The organism is Acidocella aromatica (genome assembly GCF_014201825.1).
Classification (GTDB): Bacteria; Pseudomonadota; Alphaproteobacteria; order Acetobacterales; family Acetobacteraceae; genus Acidocella; species Acidocella aromatica.
Map to the genome: position 1 here is coordinate 323012 of NZ_JACHFJ010000003.1, position 17232 is coordinate 340243.

The following is a 17232-nucleotide window of genomic DNA, read 5'->3' on the forward strand; positions in this document are numbered from 1 at the left end:
CCCAGGGTGTTTGAAGAATGAGCGAGAACGACAAGCGTAAAGGTGGCGACGGGACGAATGCCGGCGTGGTCGTGAAGCCGCGGCCCAAGACCCGTAAGCCAACCATGTACAAGGTTCTCATGCTGAACGACGACTACACGCCGATGGAGTTTGTCGTGCACGTTCTGGAGCGTTTCTTCCAGAAATCCCGCGACCAGGCGACGCAGATCATGCTGCATGTGCATCGGCGCGGCGTGGGGGTGTGTGGCGTTTATACTTATGAGGTGGCTGAGACCAAGGTGACGCAAGTGATGGATCTGGCCCGCCAGAACCAGCATCCCCTGCAATGCACGATTGAGAAAGAATGAGGCTGTATTTCGTATCAGCGTCACTATCTACGAATATGCGCAGCCACAGTGGCGGCGCAGCCGAGATGCCAGCCCGGCAGGCAGGTAGAATGTCCGGAATCAAGCGCGCTGGTTTCCAGCGCAAAGGAAGTTAGTCCATGCTGTCTCGCAACCTAGAACAGACCCTGCACCGCGCGCTTTCCCTGGCGGCCGAGCGCAAGCATGAATACGCGACACTGGAGCATCTGCTGCTCGGGCTTGTGGATGATGCCGACGCGGTGACTGTGCTGCGCGCTTGTGGCGTGGACATCGAGAAGATCAAGAAGGATCTGACCGAGTTCCTCGACAAAGACCTTGCGGGCTTGGCTACCGACCGCGCGGGCGACCCCAAGCCCACCGCCGGGTTCCAGCGCGTGGTGCAGCGCGCGGCCATCCATGTGCAGTCCTCCGGGCGCGAGGAGGTGACCGGCGCGAACGTGCTTGTCGCCCTGTTCTCGGAGCGCGAGAGCCATGCCGTGTATTTCCTGCAATTGCAGGACATGACGCGGCTGGATGCGGTGAATTTCATCTCGCACGGCATCGCCAAGAGCCCCGGCAAGTCCGCGCCGCGCCCCCCCACCGGGGCCGACCAGAACGCCGAGCCGGAGCGCGAGGAGAAGGCCAGCGCCAAGCGCGGCCAGGATGCGCTCTCCACCTACTGCATCAACCTGAACAAGAAGGCGCGGGACGGGAAGATCGACCCGCTGATCGGGCGTGAGCACGAGATCGAGCGCACGATCCAGATCCTCTGCCGCCGCACCAAGAACAACCCGCTTTATGTGGGCGATCCGGGCGTGGGCAAGACCGCCATCGCGGAAGGCTTGGCCAAGCGCATCATCGATGGCGACGTGCCCGAGGTGTTGCTCAACGCCACCATCTATGCGTTGGACATGGGCGCGCTGCTCGCCGGCACCCGCTATCGCGGCGATTTCGAGGAGCGGCTGAAGGCGGTCGTGACAGAGATGGAGAACTCGCCCGGCGCGGTGCTGTTCATCGATGAGATTCACACCGTGATCGGCGCTGGGGCGACCTCAGGCGGGGCGATGGATGCCTCCAACCTGCTCAAGCCCGCTCTGGCCCAAGGCTCGCTGCGCTGCATTGGCTCCACCACCTACAAGGAGTTCCGCAACTACTTCGAGAAGGACCGCGCCCTGGTCCGGCGCTTCCAGAAGATCGACGTGAACGAGCCGTCGGTCGAGGATACGGTGCGGATCCTGAGGGGGCTGAAGGGCGCCTACGAGAAGCACCACAAGGTCCGCTATACCGAGGAGGCGATCCGCGCTGCGGTGGAGCTGGCGGCGAAGTACATCAACGACCGCAAGTTGCCGGACAAGGCGATCGACGTGATCGACGAGGCTGGGGCCGCGCGCATGCTGCTGCCCGAGAGCAAGCGCCGCAAGACGGTGACGCTGAAGGACATCGAGGACATGGTCTCCAAGATCGCGCGTATTCCGCCCAAATCGGTCTCCAGCGACGACAAGGAAGTGCTGCGCAATCTGGAGCGTGACCTGAAGGCGATGGTGTTCGGGCAGAATGCCGCCATCGAGGCACTTTCGGCGGCGATGAAGCTCTCCCGCGCCGGTCTGCGTGACCCGGAGAAGCCGATTGGCAACTATCTGTTCTCCGGCCCCACCGGCGTCGGCAAGACCGAGGTCGCCCGCCAACTCGCCACCACGCTTGGCATCGAGCTGATGCGGTTCGATATGTCCGAGTACATGGAGCGGCACTCGGTCTCGCGGCTCATCGGCGCGCCGCCGGGCTATGTCGGGTTCGACCAGGGCGGCATGCTCACCGATGCCATCGACCAGCACCCGCATTGCGTGCTGCTGCTCGACGAGATCGAGAAGGCGCACCCGGATCTGTTCAATATCCTGTTGCAGATCATGGATCACGGGAAGCTGACCGACCATAACGGCAAGAAGATCGACTTCCGCAACGTCATCCTGATCATGACGACGAATGCGGGCGCGGCGGATATGCAGAAGCCCGCCATCGGCTTCGGCCGCACGGTGCGCACCGGCGAGGATGAGGACGCGGTGAAGCGCCTATTCACGCCGGAATTCCGCAACCGCCTGGATGCGATCATCCCCTTCGCGCCGCTGACGCCGGAAATCGTCGGCCGCGTGGTGGAGAAGTTCGTGATGCAGCTGGAGGCGCAGCTCGCGGATCGCAACGTGACCATCGAGCTGTCCTCGGCGGCGAAGGAGTTCCTTGCCGAGCGCGGCTACGAGCCGCTCTATGGCGCGCGGCCGCTGGGCCGGGTGATCCAGGAGTTGATCAAGAAGCCGCTGGCGGAGGAACTGCTCTTCGGCAAGCTGGTGAAGGGTGGTGCGGTGAAGGTGACGGTGAAGGACGGCAAGCTGGCCTTCGACGTGACGGAAGCCGTGCCCCCCGCTCTGCCCAAGCCCGAGGCCGACGGCGACGACGAGAAGACGCCGGAAGAAGTTCACTGAAATTGAAAACGGCGCCTTCGGGCGCCGTTTTTGTGTGAGCGGTATTTAAGGGTGGTTTGCTCTCGAAGGGGGCTTGTCCTAGGAACTCATCATGTTGATCCGCCCTGCTCGTCCCGAGGACAAAACTGCAATCTGGTCAATCCTCGGTCCTACGATCCGGGCTGGCGCAACCTATGCGCTCGACCGGAGCATGGGCGAAGCGGAGGCGCTGGCATATTGGCTGGGGGCGGATAAAGAGACTTTCGTGGCCGAGGAGGATGGTGTGATCCTTGGCACCTATTACATACGCCCGAATCAGGCTGGCGGCGGCGCTCATGTGTGCAATTGCGGGTACATGACAAGCGCCTCGGCCACCGGGCGGGGCGTTGCCCGGCGAATGTATGAACACTCGCTGGCGCATGCGAGATTACGCGGCTACCGCGCCATGCAGTTCAACTTCGTCGTCAGCACCAACGACCGGGCCGTGCGGCTGTGGCAGTCCTTGGGGTTTGATGTCGTTGGGCGGCTTCCGCTGGCCTTCAAGCACCCGGAACAGGGCTATGTGGATGCGTTCGTCATGTTCCGGGTGATTTAGTCAGGCTTTGCGCAGAAATTCCTGCTTCAGCATGATGCCGCCATGCTCCACCGCATGGTCGCCGCTGCCGGTGATGCGGATTCCCTTGAGCTTGGTGCCAACCTTCAGCGTGGTGGAGGAGCCCTTCACCTTGAGGTCCTTGATCAGCACCACCGTGTCGCCATCGGCTAGGACGTTGCCATTGGAATCGCGCACCACTTCGGTCGCTTCGGCAAGTTCGGCGGGCCATTCATAGCCACAGGTGTCGCAGACATAATTCGCACCCTGGAGATGCACCTCTTCCAGGGAGCATTGCGGGCAGGCGGGATGGGTTGTGCTCATGCGCAAGGGCATAGCGCGGAGCACCAGCCAGGCACAACTGGCCCCTGGTAAAGCGGCGGAAACTTATTATCTCAGTGTCACGTCCAACCTTTAGGCAAATAATAGGGGGATGAGGAAATGACCATGCAAAAATTGGAGAGAGCGCTCTGGCGTCCGTATCTGGATGAGCTGTCCAAAAAGCTCTCGGGTGAGGAAGGCGAGGTGCGGGTTTCGGGGTTGAAGCTTGGCAGCCAGGTCGAGGCGGAATGGTTGCCGCTTAGAGGTGTCATCTACGACCACAAGGATGACATCCTGGTGATTTCGCTCGAAGGGCTGGAGCATATCATCCATAACCCGAAATCTGTGCATGTCGAGGGAGCGAATGGCATGCTGACCAGCCTGGAGGCCGTCGGCGCCGACGGGGTGAAATGCCTGCTCCAGCTGCGCAAGCCGCTGGCCTTGCCCGCCCCGGCGGAATTCGATGTGGTTGACGAAGCCGGGGACGAGACATTCCCCGCGAGCGACCCGCCGCCCTGGACCGGCACCTGACCTTCTGACCCCGCCTAGCCGGCTGGCCCCGGGCTGATTACAGTCCGGGGCATGGTGGACTTTACCCCTTGCCCGTGCGGTTCCGGTTTGCGGCGTGTGCGCTGTTGTGCACTGGATTTTGCCACGCTCTCCCCACCCGAGGCGACTAACGCGCTGGCGCCGATGCTGGCCCAGGCCGAGACCGCGCTGAATGCCGGGAATATGGCGATGGCGGAGGTTTACGCCCGGCATCTGCTGGAGTTGGCGCCAGGGCGGGAGGACGCACTGCTGTTCCACTACCGGCTATGCCAGCAGCAGGGGCGAGTGGCGGCGGCCGAGGCGCTGATCCGCCGTGTGGTGGCGCTGAACCCGAATAATTTCTGGGCGACCAACGAGCTGACATTGCTGCTCATTAACAAGGGCGCGTTGGCCGAGGCGGAGATCCACGCCCGCAACGCTATCCGCATCGCGCCGCAAAACGCCCAGGCGCATAACCTGATGGGCCTCGTGCTCACCGAGGGGAACCGCCCGCTGATCGGGGAGTATCATTACCGCAAGGTGCTGGAGCTGGCTGAGGGCGAGGAGCCGATCACCCTGGCCAACTTGGCCTGGAACCTGAAAAACCAGGGGCGGATCGAGGAAGCCCGTGCTTTGTATGAGCATTCCATGGCGCTGAAGCCGGGGGTGCTGCAGACCGTGCTGGGCTACGCCAAGATGGAGGAGGCCGACCGCAAGTTCGGCCGCGCGCTGGAACTGCTGGACGAGGCAGAGAGGCTGCTGCCGGGCAATCCTTCCGTGCAACTCACCCGCGCCACGGTGCTGGCCCGGCTCAAGCGTACCGAGGAGGCCTTGGCCATCCTGCACGAGCCGGAAGACGGGCGTTTGCGGCTGGGGCCGTCGGAAATGTCGGAGAAGGGGCGGCTGCTCGACCAGCTTGGGCGGTATGACGAAGCCTTCGCCTGTTTTGCCGCGGGCAAGCAGCGCGCGCTGGACATGGGGGGGCGCACCTACATGGCCGATGCGGCGGTGGATCTGGCGGCACGGCTGAAGGGCTTCTTCACCGAGCGGAGAATGAAGACACTCCCGGTGGCGGAACTTCGCCCGGGCATGCCCCAGCCGGTGTTCATCGTCGGTTTTCCGCGCTCGGGCACCACGCTCATCGAGCAGACGCTGACAGTGCATCCGCGCATCGCGGCGGGCGACGAGCTGCCCTACCTCAACGACATCACCCAGATCATGCCTCGCCTGCTGGCGAGCCCGCTCACCTACCCCGAGGCGCTGGCCGAGCTATGGATGGGCGACCAGCGCGACGGGCTGAACGAGCTGCGCGACTATTACCTGAACCGCGCGGCCAAGAGTGGCATCTTCAAGCCCGGCGCGGATTTCTTCACCGACAAGATGCCGCTGAACGAGACTAATCTCGGGCTGATCGCGCTGCTGTTTCCGCAATCGCCGGTCATCCATGTCATCCGCCACCCGCTGGACGTGCTGCTCTCGGTCTATTCCAACCATCTCACCCATGGCTTCTGCTGCGCGGCGCAGATGGAAAGCATCGCCAGGCACTATAATCTGGTGGCGGACCTCGTCGCGCATTACCGGCGGAACGTGAATATGCGCTATTTGCCGGTGCGCTATGAGGACATGGTGGTGGACCAGGAGGCCAATGTGCGGAAGATCCTCGATTTCATCGGTGTGGCGTTCGACCCGCGCTGCCTGAACTTCGAGCAGAACACGCGCTATGCCCGCACCGCCTCCTACGCGCAGGTGACGGAGAAGCTCTACGGCCGCTCGCGCTACCGCTACCGGCCTTATTTGAAGCATCTGGCCCCCGTGCTGGAGAGCTTGCAGCCGGTGATCGAGCAGCTGGGGTATGTGATCGAGGATTAAGAAGGAGCCACCATGTTCAAGCAACCATTCACCATCGCCGTACTGCTCAGCTTCGCGGGCGCCATACCGTTCCTGATGCTGGGCGCCGTTGTGCTGCTGGACCCGGTGGCGGCGAAAACCGCCATCGAGGTGCTGATCTCTTACGGCGCCGTCATCCTGTCCTTTCTCGGTGCGGTGCACTGGGGTTTCGCCCTGCGCGACACGGCGCACCCGGTGAATGGCACGCCGCTGCCGCCCGCCGTGCTGGGGGCGGAGCGGCAGTTGCTTATCTTCGGCATTGTCCCTGCGCTGATCGGCTGGGTGGCGCTCTCGTTGATGCTGCATTTCAATGCCCCCGCCTTGGCTTTGTTCCTGCTGCTGGCCGGGTTTCTCATCACCGTCGTGGTGGAGACGATCGGGCGCGGGCGCGGCGTGGTCGCGGTCAATTACCTCGCGCTGCGCTGGGGCGTTTCTATCGTGGTGTTGGCCACGCTGTTCGTAGTGCTGCTGGCGGTGCTCACCGGCATGCGCACAGGCTAGGCGTTTACGAGTCGTTCACCACGGCGCGGTTACGATGCTCCCCAGCAACAAAAATGGGGATACGCCAATGCGCTTGTTTTCGCGCGCAGAGCCGCCGCGCCAGCAAACCGCCCGCGAGGAGATCGCGGATTTCATCTTCAACAACGCGCCGGATGCCTATTTTGTCCTGCGCGATGGCCGGGTGATCGACTGCAACCCTGCGATGGAAACACTGCTCGGCTGCCGCAGGGAGCAGTTGCTCGGCATGACGCCGGACCGCTTCTCGCCCGAGCGCCAGCCGGATGGCGAACTGTCCTCCGAGGGGGCGATGCGTAAGCTCGCCGAACTGTCCGGCAAGAAAGGCGCCATAAGATTCGACTGGATGCACCAGCGCCATGACAGCTCGCCGCTGCCCGTTACCGTCACGCTGATGTTCGCCACCATTCAGGGGCAGCCGGCCATGGTCTCCATCTGGCAGGACCGGCGGGCGCTGGTGGCGGCGCAGGCGCGGCAGGAGAAGATGGCCGCCGAACAGCACCGCGTGATGGGCGCCTTTACCCAGGGCTTCGCAAGGCTGGCGAAGGGCGATCTGACCGTGCGCTTCGAGACCGCTTTTGCCAGCGAGTACGAGGCGCTGCGTGCGGATTTCAACACCACCATCGATGCGTTCCGGCAATCCATGCAGGGCATCGCCGCCCATGCAAGCGGGGTGAGCGCCGCCGCGTCGGAAATGACGGCGGCGTCGGATGATCTCTCCCGCCGCACCGAGCAGCAGGCGGCGACACTGGAGCAGACGGCGGCGGCGCTGGGCGAGATTACCTCCGCCGTGCGTGCCAGCAGCGAGGGGGCGAACCAGGCGCATGAGCTGGTGCGCATGGCGCGGGAGGATGCGGAGCGCTCGGGCGCCGTGGTGAGGGACGCCGTGGCGGCGATGAGCGGAATCGAGGCGTCTTCAGGCCAGATTTCCAACATTATCGGCGTGATCGACGAGATCGCCTTCCAGACCAACCTGCTGGCGCTGAACGCCGGGGTGGAGGCCGCGCGCGCGGGCGATGCCGGGCGCGGCTTCGCAGTGGTGGCGACCGAGGTGCGCGCCCTGGCGCAGCGTTCCGCCGATGCCGCGAAGGAGATCAAGGGGCTTATCTCCACATCCGGCGCGCAGGTGGAAGCCGGTGTGCGGCTGGTGGGCGAGACCGGGCGGGCGCTCGCGCGCATTGTCGGGCAGGTGGAGCAGCTCAACGAACTGGCGAGGCGCATTGCCAAATCCGCTGGCGAGCAGGCGGCTGGCCTGGGCGAGGTGAACGAGGCGGTGAACCAGATGGACCGCGTGACCCAGCAGAACGCCGCGATGGTGGAGGAAAGCACCGCCGCCAGCCACGGTTTGGCAGCCGAAGCGCGGGAGCTGGCGAAGCTCGTCGGGCGGTTCCAGATTGGCGAGGGATTGCCGGCTATTGTCCCGCCGTCTGTGCGTAAGGCGTCACCGGCAATGCCGAAGCCCCGCGCTAACGCCGTGCCGCGCAGAGTGCTGGCGGCGGGGCTTGTCTGAATGGGGCTAGGCGGTCTTTTCGGCAAGTTGCGCGGTAAACCCGGCATCCTCGATGGCCGCGGCAAAAGCTGCCGTGCTGCCCGTGCCGCGTACCGTTACGCGCTTGGCGGGCAGATCGGCGCTGATCTCGGCCTTGGCATCCACCTGCTGCACCGCCGCGGTGATCGAGCGGACGCAGGATTGGCAATCCATATCGGGTATGTTGAAGGTCAGAGTGGTCTGGCTCATTTCAGGTCTCCTATCGGTTCCAGATAAGGGGCTTCGGCATATCAGGGCCAAGCGCATTGACCTTATGCCGGGAGGCTGCCCATATCCTGGGGCATGGAACAGACCATGCCTACCCCCCACCGGATTGAGCTTGCCATTGGCGGGATGACCTGCGCGAGCTGCGTCGCCCGAGTGGAAAAAGTGCTGCGCCGTGTGCCGGGGGTGAGGGAAGCGTCGGTAAATCTGGCTACCGAGATGGCGCAGGTGCAGGCCGGGCCGGAGGTGGCGGTGCAGACGCTCATCGCGGCGGTGCAGCGCGCCGGTTATACTGCCACGCCGCTGGAAGCCGCCAAACCCTATGACGAGCGGCGTGAAAAAGCCGAGCTGATCGCGGCGTTCATCCTCTCCGCCCCCGTGGTGGCGGGCATGGTGCTGCGCGTGCCGGATGTGGCGGCGCTGGTGTTGGCCAGTATCGTGCAGGTTTGGCTTGGCGCGCGCTTCTACCGTGCCGGGTTTGCGGCTTTGCGCGCGGGTTCGGGCAATATGGATTTGCTGGTGGCGCTCGGCACCTCGGCGGCCTGGGGGCTCTCGGTGTGGGACTATTTCACCGCCGGGCCGCTTTATTTCGAGTCCTCGGTGGCCATCATCACGCTAGTGAGGCTCGGTAAATACATGGAAGGCCGGGTGAAGCGCGACGCCGCCCGCGCCATCACCGCGCTGCATAAGCTGCGGCCGGAGGTGGCGCACCGGGTGGATGGCACGGATGCAGCCGTGGTGGCTCTGGTGCCGGGCGACGAGATCGAGCTGCGCCCCGGTGAGCGCGTGCCGGTGGATGGCATCGTGACGGAGGGCACCGGCAGCCTGGATGAGAGCCCGGTGACCGGCGAGGCTTTGCCGGTAACGCGCGGGCCGGGGGCGAAGCTGCTGGCAGGCACGTTGAACCTGAACGCGGTGTTGCGGCTGCGAGTGACCTCGGCGGCGGGGGAGAGCTTCCTCGACCGCATGGCGCGGATGATCGAGGACGCGCAGGCCACCAAGCCGCGCGTGCAGAAGTTGGCGGATCAGGTGGCGGCGGTCTTTGTGCCCGTGGTGGTGGGGCTGGCGCTGCTCACCCTGCTGGCTTGGCTGGCGCATGGGGAGGCTTATCCGCAGGCCATCATCAACGCGGTCTCGGTGTTGGTCATCGCCTGTCCCTGCGCCATGGGCCTCGCCACCCCGGCGGCGATTCTGGCGGGTACGGGGGCGGCGGCGAAGCAGGGCATCTTGTTCCGCACCGCCGACGCGCTGGAGCAGGCCGCGCATATCGACACGCTGGTGTTCGATAAGACCGGCACGCTCACCACCGGCCAGCCGCGTCTGCAAAGCGTGGAGCTGGTGGGTAGCCTGTCCGAGGCGCAAATCCGCGAGATCGCGGCCGCGCTGGCGGCGCGGGACACGCACCCCCTGAGCGCCGCGCTGCGCCAGCCGGATGTGCAACCAGCGGAGAATTTCGCTGCCCTGCCGGGCAAGGGCGTGCGCGGCGAGGTGGCGGGCAAGGCCTATGTGCTGGGCTCCACGGCCCTGGTGCCCGATGCGCCCGCCGCCACCGATGCCGCCACATGGTCCTGGCTGGCGGAGGAGGACGGTGTGGTGCTCGCTGGTTTCGCCTTTACCGACACGCTGCGCCCCGGCGCGCGCGAGGCCGTGGAGCGCCTGCGCGAGATGGGGGTGCGGGTGCTGCTACTCACCGGCGACCGGCGCGCGGCGGCCGAGGCGTTGGGGCTGGATGTGGAGATCATCGCCCAGGCCGACCCGGCGATGAAGCTGAAGGTGATCCAGGATCTGCGCGCCGCCGGGCAGCGCCCCGCCATGTTAGGGGATGGCATTAACGACGCCGCCGCCTTGGCCGCCGCCAGCGTGGGCATGGCCATGGGCTCGGGCGCGGATGTTGCCATCGAGGCGGCGGATATCTCGCTCCTGCGCCCGGCGCCTGAGCTGGCGCCCGAGGCCATCGGGCTGGCGCGCAAGACCTGGGTGGTGCTGGTGCAGGGGCTGTTCTGGGCGCTGATCTATAACGCGCTTGGTATCCCCGCCGCGGCTTTCGGCCTGCTCAGTCCGGCGTTGGCGGGCGGGGCGATGGCCGCGTCCTCTCTCTGCGTACTTGGCAACGCCCTGCGCCTGCGGCATTGGAAACGCTGATGAAACATGTCACACCCACGGCAATAGCGGAGGCACGGGGGCGTTTATCCCGCGCTAATTCTTGACTTCTCGGTTCAAACTGCCGATACGGGGCGCATTGCAGCTGGCGCGGCGTGCGCTAGGCGTGTTTTCACGCGCGGCAACTCAAACCGAACGGGTCCAATTTTTGTCTGACAACACGGTAGCCGATCAAGCCGAACCCCCGGCGCAGGACGAAACCACGAATACACACGCCGCCGAAGCCCCGGCGCAGGAGGCCGCGCCCGAGCCGCAGCCCGAACAGGAAGTGGCACCGCAGGAGCCGGAAGCGGAGCAGGACGGCTTCGCCGCGCTCGGCCTCTCCGAGCCCATTCTCAAGGCCCTGCACGAAAAGGGCTATCTGAACCCGACGCCGATCCAAGCGCAGGCCATTCCCGTGGTGCTCATGGGTCAGGACGTGCTGGGCTGTGCCCAGACTGGCACCGGCAAGACGGCCGGCTTCACCCTGCCGATGCTGGATATCCTCTCCGGCTCCCGCGCCCGCGCGCGCATGCCGCGCTCGCTCATCCTGGAGCCGACGCGTGAGCTGGCCCTGCAGGTGGCGGAAAACTTCGTCCAATACGGCAAGTACCTCAAGCTGAACCATGCGCTGCTCATCGGCGGCGAGAGCATGTCCGATCAGAAGGAAGTGCTCTCCAAGGGCGTGGACGTGCTGATCGCCACGCCGGGCCGCCTGATCGACCTGTTCGAGCGCGGAGGGCTGCTGCTCACCGATGTGCGCGTGCTGGTGATCGACGAAGCCGACCGCATGCTGGACATGGGCTTTATCCCCGACATTGAGCGCATCGTCTCGATGCTGCCCGCCAACCGGCAGACGCTGTTCTTCTCCGCCACCATGGCGCCGGAAATCCGCCGTCTGGCCGACGCCTTCCTCACCGCGCCGAAGGAGATCACCGTCTCCAAGCCGGCGACCGTGGCGACCACCATCACCTCCGGCCTCGTGCTGGTGAACGAGCACGACAAGCGCGAGGCGCTGCGCCGCCTTATCCGCTCGGATGACGTGCAGAACGCCATCATCTTCTGCAACCGCAAGCGCGATGTGGATATCCTGCTGAAATCCCTGCTCAAGCACGGCTTTGCCGCCGGGGCGCTGCATGGCGATCTGCCGCAGAGCGTGCGCTTCGCCACGCTGGAGAAGTTCAAGGCGGGCGAGCTGAAGCTGCTGGCCTGCTCGGATGTCGCGGCGCGCGGCATCGATATCGGCGGTCTGTCCCATGTATTTAACTTCGACGTGCCGCATCACGCCGAGGATTACGTGCACCGCATCGGCCGCACCGGCCGCGCCGGGCGCGAGGGCCATGCCTACACCATCGCCACGCCGGATGACCGTCTGGCCGTGGAGGCGGTGGAGAAGCTGACCGGCGCGCCGATTCCGCGCATCGAGATTCCGGGGCTGGATGTTGTGGAGTGGGCCGAGGGCGATGGCCGCAAGCGTGGCCGTGGCGGACGTGTTGTTCGCGGTGGCGACAAGAAGGGCGTCAAGGAGAAACCCGCCGCCCGCGAGGCGAAGCCCCAGCCCGAACGCGCGCCCAAGCCTGAGGCTCCGCGTGAGCGTGAGGCAGCCCGTGAACGTGAGGCACCGCGTGAGCGTGACCGTGAGCGCCCCCGCCGGGAGCGCGAGCGTGACCGCGAGCCGCGTTACGACAGGGATCTGGGCGCCCCGGTGCTCGGCTTCGGCGAGACCGTTCCCGCCTTCATGCTCATCCGCCGCCGTGGCGCCACCCCGGTGGTGGAGGATGTGAACGAAGAAGAGGCGCCGGACGTGATCCCCGAGGAGAACGGCGGCAACGCCGAATCCTGAGCTGATCATGGCGCATTGCCAGCATTTTGGCGTCTGCGGTGGCTGTGCCGTCGCGGACCGCCACGCTATCGACAAATCCGCGCTGCTGGAAGGTGCCCTGGCCCGCGCCGGGTATCTGGATGCGCCCGTATCCCCGCTGGTGGAGGTGCCGCCCGGCACGCGCCGCCGCGTGGACCTCGCCGCCACGCGCAAGGGGGTGGACATCTCGCTTGGCCTGCACAAGGCGCGCGGGGCGGAGGTGGTGGACATGCGCGAATGCGCGCTGCTGCGCCCCGAAATTGTTCCCCTGCTGCCGCCACTGCGCGAGTTGCTGCGCAGCCTGCTGGCGTTCCGCCGGGCGGGCTCGGTGGTTATCAACTGGCTCGAGAACGGGCCGGACATCCTGCTCCGCTTGGACGCCGAATTCCAGCTCCCCGACCGCAAGCGCATCATCGACTTCGCCAAGACGCATGACGTGCCGCGCATCGCCATTGCCACCGGCAATGCGGACCCGGAGCCCGCGATTATCCTGCGTAACCCGGTGATCCGGTTTGCCGGTGTGGCCGTTACCCCGCCGCCGGGCGGGTTCTTGCAGGCCAGCCCCGAGGGCGAGGCCGCGATTGTGGCCGCCATGCTCGCCGGGCTGCCGAAGCTCACCGCTAAATCGCGCATCGTGGAGCTGTTCGCGGGTTGTGGCACGCTCACCTTTCCGCTGGCGCAACATGCGCGGGTGGAGGCGTATGAGGGTGATATGTTCGCGCCCGCCGCCGCCGAGATCGCCACACGCGCGGCTGGTTTGGCCGGGCGCGTGAGCATCGCGCGGCGCGATTTGCACCGCCGCCCGCTGCAAGCCGCCGAAATGGCGAAAGCCGCCGCCATTGTTCTGGACCCGCCTTACGCCGGGGCGGCGGCGCAGATGCGCTTTATCGTGCAGGCAAACGTGGCGCGCGTGATTTACGTGAGCTGCAATCCGGAGGCGCTGGCGGCGGATACCGGGGCACTCCGCCGCGCTGGGTATTCGGTTCTTGCCGCTACGCCGATTGACCAGTTTCCGTATTCGGAGAATTTGGAGAGCGTGGTGGTGTTTGGGAAGTAGCCTGTTTTATAGGCCAGCTTCGGTGCGAATGGTGCTGAACCAAGTATCCAAAGTTTGGCATGTTTTGCGTTGAGGGTGTCCGACGCAAGCAACGAAAGGTAATTGGCCTAATGCTGGTCGCCACCAAATGTGTTCGTCATTCTTAATCCAAGATGGATCGTCTTGATCTGCATCGAATGACTGAAAAACTTCTCGAACGATATCTTTGGCGTAATCGCTTGAAACAAAGACGATCAATTTTGGTTTATATCCTTTGATCTCTTCGATTAACGTTAATATTGCTAACTCTTGTTGGTGTCTGAGGTAGGTGCGTGACGGGTTGCCTCTATCTACTCCAATTTTTGCGATATTGGTCCAAATCAAATTTGACAAAGAAGCGGTCTGTTTCTGTGCCATTAAATCATTGAAACGTTTTCCAAGCCTCCAAAAAGCTGAGGTAGACCCTCCACCTTCAATCCATTGTAAGAATTCGCATGTTTTCTGGTGTCGAGCCTGAACTGTTGGCTCGGCCTCGAAATTAGGTTTGTACCAATCCTTTGCGGTCGCCTTTCCTATGTAAAGTACGTTTCGTGAATGGTTTTGTTTGTTTTCTTCAGTCAGTGTACTGAGAAAAGGTGCAGCAAGTTTTTCGGCCACCAGATCGGGGGCACGACTCATTTTGTAATATAACTCAATCCATTGGTGCTGAAGTTTGGTTAAATCCATAGCTTCCTCGAGGGGGAGAGACTAGCAACAAGGCAGTGGCAGGCCGTTATTTTCCCGAGGTAATCGTTCTAATGGTGGCAGTGTTTACCCCTGCCGCCAAGGCAGCCCATCCGCCTTCCACCCCGCCACCAGCCCCCGGTGGCCGCGCGGGTCGGCGGGGCCCTCGAAGCCGTCCTTCACGTTATACACATGCTTGAACCCCGCCGCCTTGGCGGCTTGGGCGGCGGCCATGCTGCGTGCGCCGGAGCGGCAGATGAAGTACACATGCTGGTCCGGCGCCAGATGGGCGGCGGTCAGCGCCTCCACGAAATGCGGGTTCACCTGCATGGCCGGGTAGGCCTGCCACTGCACCAGCACGGGCTGCTTTCCGGTCTGGCTCAAATCCGGCACCCCGACAAAGCTCCATTCCGCGTTTGTGCGTACATCGCACAGCACGGCGGACGGATTGCTCATGAGTGCTTCCCACACCTGTCGCGGCGCGACGTCTTCGATCATAATGCCCTCCGGCGTATAGACTTTAAACGCAACATAGCGAGGACGGGTTCGTATGGAAACAGTGGCGGACGGGCTGATCGGGGCGATCGGCGGGACCAGGCTGATCAGGCTCAAGCGGGCCTCGGCGGCCACGGGCTGCGAGATTCTGGGCAAGGCGGAGTTCCTCAACCCCGGCGGGTCGGTGAAGGACCGGGCGGGACTCGCCATTATCCGCGATGCCGTGGAGAGCGGCAGGCTCAAGCCGGGCGGGATCATCGTGGAGGGCACGGCGGGCAATACCGGCATCGGGCTGACGCTGGTGGCCAATGCGCTGGGGTATAAATGCATCATCGTCATGCCCGAAACGCAGAGCCGCGAGAAGATCGACTTTTTGCGCATGATCGGCGCGGATTTGCGCCTGGTGCCCGCTAAGCCGTTCAAGGACCCGGAGAATTACGTGCATGTCTCGCGCCGTTTGGCCGAGGAGCTGGGCGCGGTCTGGGCCAACCAGTTCGACAACCTCGCCAACCGCGAGGGCCACCGCCTGACCACGGGCGCGGAAATCTGGGAGCAGACGGGCGGCAAGGTGGACGCCTTCACCTGCGCCTGCGGCACGGGCGGCACGCTGGCGGGCGTCTCGCTGGCGCTGAAGGCGCGTAATCCGGGCGTGAAGATCGTGCTGGCGGACCCGGAGGGCAGCGGCCTGTATGGCTGGGTGAAGAATGGCGATCTCACTGTGAGCGGCTCCTCCATCACCGAGGGTATCGGCCAATCCCGCGTGCCGGGCAATCTGGAGGGCGTGAAGATCGACGATGCCGTGCGCATCCCCGACCCCGAGGCGCTGGAGCAGGTGTTCGACCTGCTGAGCCATGAGGGGCTCTCCGTCGGCGGCTCGGCGGGCATCAACGTGGCGGCGGCCATCCGCGTGGCGCGGGACATGGGGCCGGGCCACACCATCGTGACCGTGCTGTGCGATGGCGGGGCGCGCTACCAGAGCAAGCTGTTCAACCCCGAATTCCTCCGTTCCAAGAACCTGCCGGTGCCCGCATGGATGTAACCGAACCCGCGGCGCTGGACGCCGAGGAGCTGCTCGCCGCCTATGCCGCCAAAAAGCTCAACCCGTTGGAGGCGTTGCAGGCGGTGACCGAGCGCATCGCCCGGCGCAACCCGGAGATCAACGCCTTCGCCGTGATGAACCCGCGGGCGCTGAACGCGGCGCGGGCGAGCGCGCTGCGTTGGGCCGAGGGCAAGCCGCTCGGCGCGCTGGATGGCGTGCCCGTGACGGTGAAAGACCTGATCGACGTGGCGGGCCTGCCCACGCGGCGCGGCAGCAAGGCCACCGATGCCACCCCCGCCCATCAGGACGCACCGCTGGTGAAGGCCCTGCGCGCGGCGGGGGCGGTGATTATCGGCAAGACGGCCACCACCGAATTCGGCTGGAAAACGCCCGGCGACAGCCCGCTCACCGGCATCACCCGCAACCCCTGGAATACCACGCACACGCCGGGCGGCTCCTCCTCGGGCGCGGCGGCCGCGGCGGCTTCGTTCTTCGGCCCGCTGCATGTGGGCACCGATGGCGGGGGCAGCATCCGCATTCCCGCCGCATGGTCCGGCGTGGTGGGGGTTAAGCCCAGCTTCGGGCGCGTGCCGCAATGGCCGCTGGGGGCGTTCGGGCATGTGGCCGTGGCCGGGCCGCTCGCCCGCTCGGTGCGCGACGCGGCGCTGCTGCTCTCCGTGCTGGCGGGGCATGACGCGGCGGACCCGTTCTCACTCCCCGAACCCAAGCGCGATTTTCGCGCCGGGATCGAGGACGGGGTGAGCGGCTTGCGCATCGGCGTGCTGCAAAACCCGGGCTTCCCCGCCCCGGTGGACGCGGACGGCCTGCAAGCCCTCGACGATGCCCGCCGGGCGCTGGAAGGGCAGGGGGCTACGGTGGTCGAAATCGCCCCCCAACTGCCCGATGCCTCGGCCGTGTTCCCCAAGCTGTGGGGCGTGGCCCTGGCCCGTGTGGTGGATACGCTGGCCGAGGACAAGCGTGCCCTGCTCGACCCCGGCCTGCTGGCGGTGGCGGAGCAGTTCCGCAACACCACGGCGCTGGAGCTGGTGCAGGCCGAGGCCCTGCGCCTGGAAGCCGCCCACGCCATGGCGGCGCTGGAGGTGGATGCGCTGATCTGCCCCGCCGTGCCGCATTGCGCCCCGTTGGCCGCGGCCCCCGTGCCCGACCCCGTGGCGGCGCTGAACCAGAACTGGGCGCCCTGGGCCTATCTGTTCAGCCTCACCCGCCAACCGGCGATGACCGTGCCCATGGGGGTGAACGATGCCGGGCTGCCAACCGCCGTGCAGATTGCCGCGCCGCTTTATTGCGATGACATGATGCTGCGTGTGGCGCGGGCGGTGGAGAGGGCGGTGGGGTAGGTATAGAACTCAGTGGAGTGCATATGATTAATCCAGTTGATTTTAAGGCTTATAAAGATAAATCTTTAGCTGCGATCCGGAAGGCTCTTGAGGGTGACGTGCTCCCCTTTTTGTTCGCGCTCAGGCGCAGTGTCTTTCCCCTTCATGCTTGATGGTTGAGGTGGTTTCAATGTGCCCTGGGGCATGC

The 17232-nt window shown here is 65.0% G+C and carries 16 protein-coding genes; 12 read left to right on the plus strand and 4 right to left on the minus strand.

The genetic code is table 11. From position 1 onward, the window contains the following. Positions 1-17: 17 nt before the first annotated feature. The 3 genes from clpS to HNP71_RS06170 all read left to right on the plus strand — a co-directional run bounded on the left by clpS (position 18) and on the right by HNP71_RS06170 (position 3392). The gene (gene clpS / locus HNP71_RS06160; protein WP_183265996.1) at positions 18-347 is read left to right on the plus strand and encodes an ATP-dependent Clp protease adapter ClpS; all 330 of its coding nucleotides are present in this window, start codon (positions 18-20) and stop codon (positions 345-347) included. Between the two features lie 137 nt (positions 348-484). Then, positions 485-2818 (plus strand): ATP-dependent Clp protease ATP-binding subunit ClpA, encoded by a 2334-nt coding sequence (clpA, locus tag HNP71_RS06165; RefSeq protein WP_183265997.1) that lies wholly within the window; start codon positions 485-487, stop codon positions 2816-2818. Between the two features lie 91 nt (positions 2819-2909). After that, the gene (locus HNP71_RS06170) at positions 2910-3392 is read left to right on the plus strand and encodes a GNAT family N-acetyltransferase (protein WP_183265998.1); all 483 of its coding nucleotides are present in this window, start codon (positions 2910-2912) and stop codon (positions 3390-3392) included. On the opposite strand, the gene HNP71_RS06175 is transcribed toward HNP71_RS06170, so the two are convergent. Continuing rightward, a complete protein-coding gene (locus tag HNP71_RS06175) occupies positions 3393-3713 on the minus strand; it encodes a zinc ribbon domain-containing protein YjdM (protein WP_183265999.1) in 321 nt (106 codons plus the stop codon). It abuts the gene before it with no gap. A gap of 123 nt (positions 3714-3836) precedes the next feature. Between HNP71_RS06175 and HNP71_RS06180 the strand changes: the two genes are divergently transcribed. The 4 genes from HNP71_RS06180 (at position 3837) to HNP71_RS06195 (ending at position 8151) form a co-directional block, all read left to right on the plus strand. Next, positions 3837-4241, plus strand: a complete 405-nt coding sequence (locus HNP71_RS06180; RefSeq protein WP_183266000.1) for a DUF5335 domain-containing protein — start codon at positions 3837-3839, stop codon at positions 4239-4241. A gap of 96 nt (positions 4242-4337) precedes the next feature. Continuing rightward, positions 4338-6107 (plus strand): tetratricopeptide repeat-containing sulfotransferase family protein, encoded by a 1770-nt coding sequence (locus HNP71_RS06185; protein WP_343062269.1) that lies wholly within the window; start codon positions 4338-4340, stop codon positions 6105-6107. A 12-nt stretch (positions 6108-6119) separates the two neighbouring features. Beyond that, on the plus strand, positions 6120-6626 hold the full coding sequence (locus HNP71_RS06190) for a DUF3429 domain-containing protein (protein WP_183266002.1): 507 nt from the start codon (positions 6120-6122) through the stop codon (positions 6624-6626). A gap of 67 nt (positions 6627-6693) precedes the next feature. Continuing rightward, positions 6694-8151, plus strand: coding sequence for a methyl-accepting chemotaxis protein (locus HNP71_RS06195; RefSeq protein ID WP_183266003.1), 1458 nt, complete (start codon positions 6694-6696; stop codon positions 8149-8151). A 6-nt stretch (positions 8152-8157) separates the two neighbouring features. Here HNP71_RS06195 and HNP71_RS06200 read toward each other — a convergent pair whose 3' ends face one another. Continuing rightward, positions 8158-8379: a heavy-metal-associated domain-containing protein gene (locus HNP71_RS06200; RefSeq protein ID WP_183266004.1), complete on the minus strand. Its 222-nt coding sequence runs from the start codon at positions 8377-8379 to the stop codon at positions 8158-8160. A gap of 105 nt (positions 8380-8484) precedes the next feature. Between HNP71_RS06200 and HNP71_RS06205 the strand changes: the two genes are divergently transcribed. The 3 genes from HNP71_RS06205 (at position 8485) to HNP71_RS06215 (ending at position 13451) form a co-directional block, all read left to right on the plus strand. Continuing rightward, positions 8485-10536, plus strand: coding sequence for a heavy metal translocating P-type ATPase (locus HNP71_RS06205; RefSeq protein ID WP_183266005.1), 2052 nt, complete (start codon positions 8485-8487; stop codon positions 10534-10536). A gap of 166 nt (positions 10537-10702) precedes the next feature. Next, entirely contained in the window at positions 10703-12376 is a 1674-nt protein-coding gene (locus tag HNP71_RS06210; protein ID WP_183266006.1) for a DEAD/DEAH box helicase, read from the plus strand. Positions 12377-12383: 7 nt separating this feature from the next. Beyond that, the gene (locus tag HNP71_RS06215; protein ID WP_183266007.1) at positions 12384-13451 is read left to right on the plus strand and encodes a class I SAM-dependent RNA methyltransferase; all 1068 of its coding nucleotides are present in this window, start codon (positions 12384-12386) and stop codon (positions 13449-13451) included. A 6-nt stretch (positions 13452-13457) separates the two neighbouring features. On the opposite strand, the gene HNP71_RS06220 is transcribed toward HNP71_RS06215, so the two are convergent. After that, positions 13458-14156 carry a hypothetical protein gene (locus HNP71_RS06220; protein ID WP_183266008.1) on the minus strand — a complete coding sequence of 233 codons (699 nt, stop codon included), beginning with the start codon at positions 14154-14156 and terminating at the stop codon, positions 13458-13460. Positions 14157-14240: 84 nt separating this feature from the next. Next, positions 14241-14651, minus strand: a complete 411-nt coding sequence (locus tag HNP71_RS06225; protein ID WP_183266009.1) for a rhodanese-like domain-containing protein — start codon at positions 14649-14651, stop codon at positions 14241-14243. A gap of 52 nt (positions 14652-14703) precedes the next feature. Between HNP71_RS06225 and HNP71_RS06230 the strand changes: the two genes are divergently transcribed. Beyond that, positions 14704-15687: a cysteine synthase A gene (locus HNP71_RS06230; RefSeq protein ID WP_183266010.1), complete on the plus strand. Its 984-nt coding sequence runs from the start codon at positions 14704-14706 to the stop codon at positions 15685-15687. Next, positions 15678-17045 carry an amidase family protein gene (locus HNP71_RS06235; RefSeq protein ID WP_183266011.1) on the plus strand — a complete coding sequence of 456 codons (1368 nt, stop codon included), beginning with the start codon at positions 15678-15680 and terminating at the stop codon, positions 17043-17045. Before HNP71_RS06230 ends, HNP71_RS06235 begins: the two co-directional genes overlap by 10 nt. Positions 17046-17232: the final 187 nt, after the last annotated feature.

Coding starts and splice junctions, on each gene's coding strand:
- HNP71_RS06195 (WP_183266003.1), top strand. CDS start 6,694: ATGCGCTTGTTTTCGCGCGCAGAGCCGCCGCGCCAGCAAACCGCCCGC.
- HNP71_RS06175 (WP_183265999.1), bottom strand. CDS start 3,713: ATGAGCACAACCCATCCCGCCTGCCCGCAATGCTCCCTGGAAGAGGTG.
- HNP71_RS06170 (WP_183265998.1), top strand. CDS start 2,910: ATGTTGATCCGCCCTGCTCGTCCCGAGGACAAAACTGCAATCTGGTCA.
- HNP71_RS06235 (WP_183266011.1), top strand. CDS start 15,678: ATGGATGTAACCGAACCCGCGGCGCTGGACGCCGAGGAGCTGCTCGCC.
- HNP71_RS06220 (WP_183266008.1), bottom strand. CDS start 14,156: ATGGATTTAACCAAACTTCAGCACCAATGGATTGAGTTATATTACAAA.
- HNP71_RS06200 (WP_183266004.1), bottom strand. CDS start 8,379: ATGAGCCAGACCACTCTGACCTTCAACATACCCGATATGGATTGCCAA.
- HNP71_RS06205 (WP_183266005.1), top strand. CDS start 8,485: ATGCCTACCCCCCACCGGATTGAGCTTGCCATTGGCGGGATGACCTGC.
- HNP71_RS06225 (WP_183266009.1), bottom strand. CDS start 14,651: ATGATCGAAGACGTCGCGCCGCGACAGGTGTGGGAAGCACTCATGAGC.
- HNP71_RS06215 (WP_183266007.1), top strand. CDS start 12,384: ATGGCGCATTGCCAGCATTTTGGCGTCTGCGGTGGCTGTGCCGTCGCG.
- clpA (WP_183265997.1), top strand. CDS start 485: ATGCTGTCTCGCAACCTAGAACAGACCCTGCACCGCGCGCTTTCCCTG.
- HNP71_RS06230 (WP_183266010.1), top strand. CDS start 14,704: ATGGAAACAGTGGCGGACGGGCTGATCGGGGCGATCGGCGGGACCAGG.
- clpS (WP_183265996.1), top strand. CDS start 18: ATGAGCGAGAACGACAAGCGTAAAGGTGGCGACGGGACGAATGCCGGC.
- HNP71_RS06190 (WP_183266002.1), top strand. CDS start 6,120: ATGTTCAAGCAACCATTCACCATCGCCGTACTGCTCAGCTTCGCGGGC.
- HNP71_RS06180 (WP_183266000.1), top strand. CDS start 3,837: ATGCAAAAATTGGAGAGAGCGCTCTGGCGTCCGTATCTGGATGAGCTG.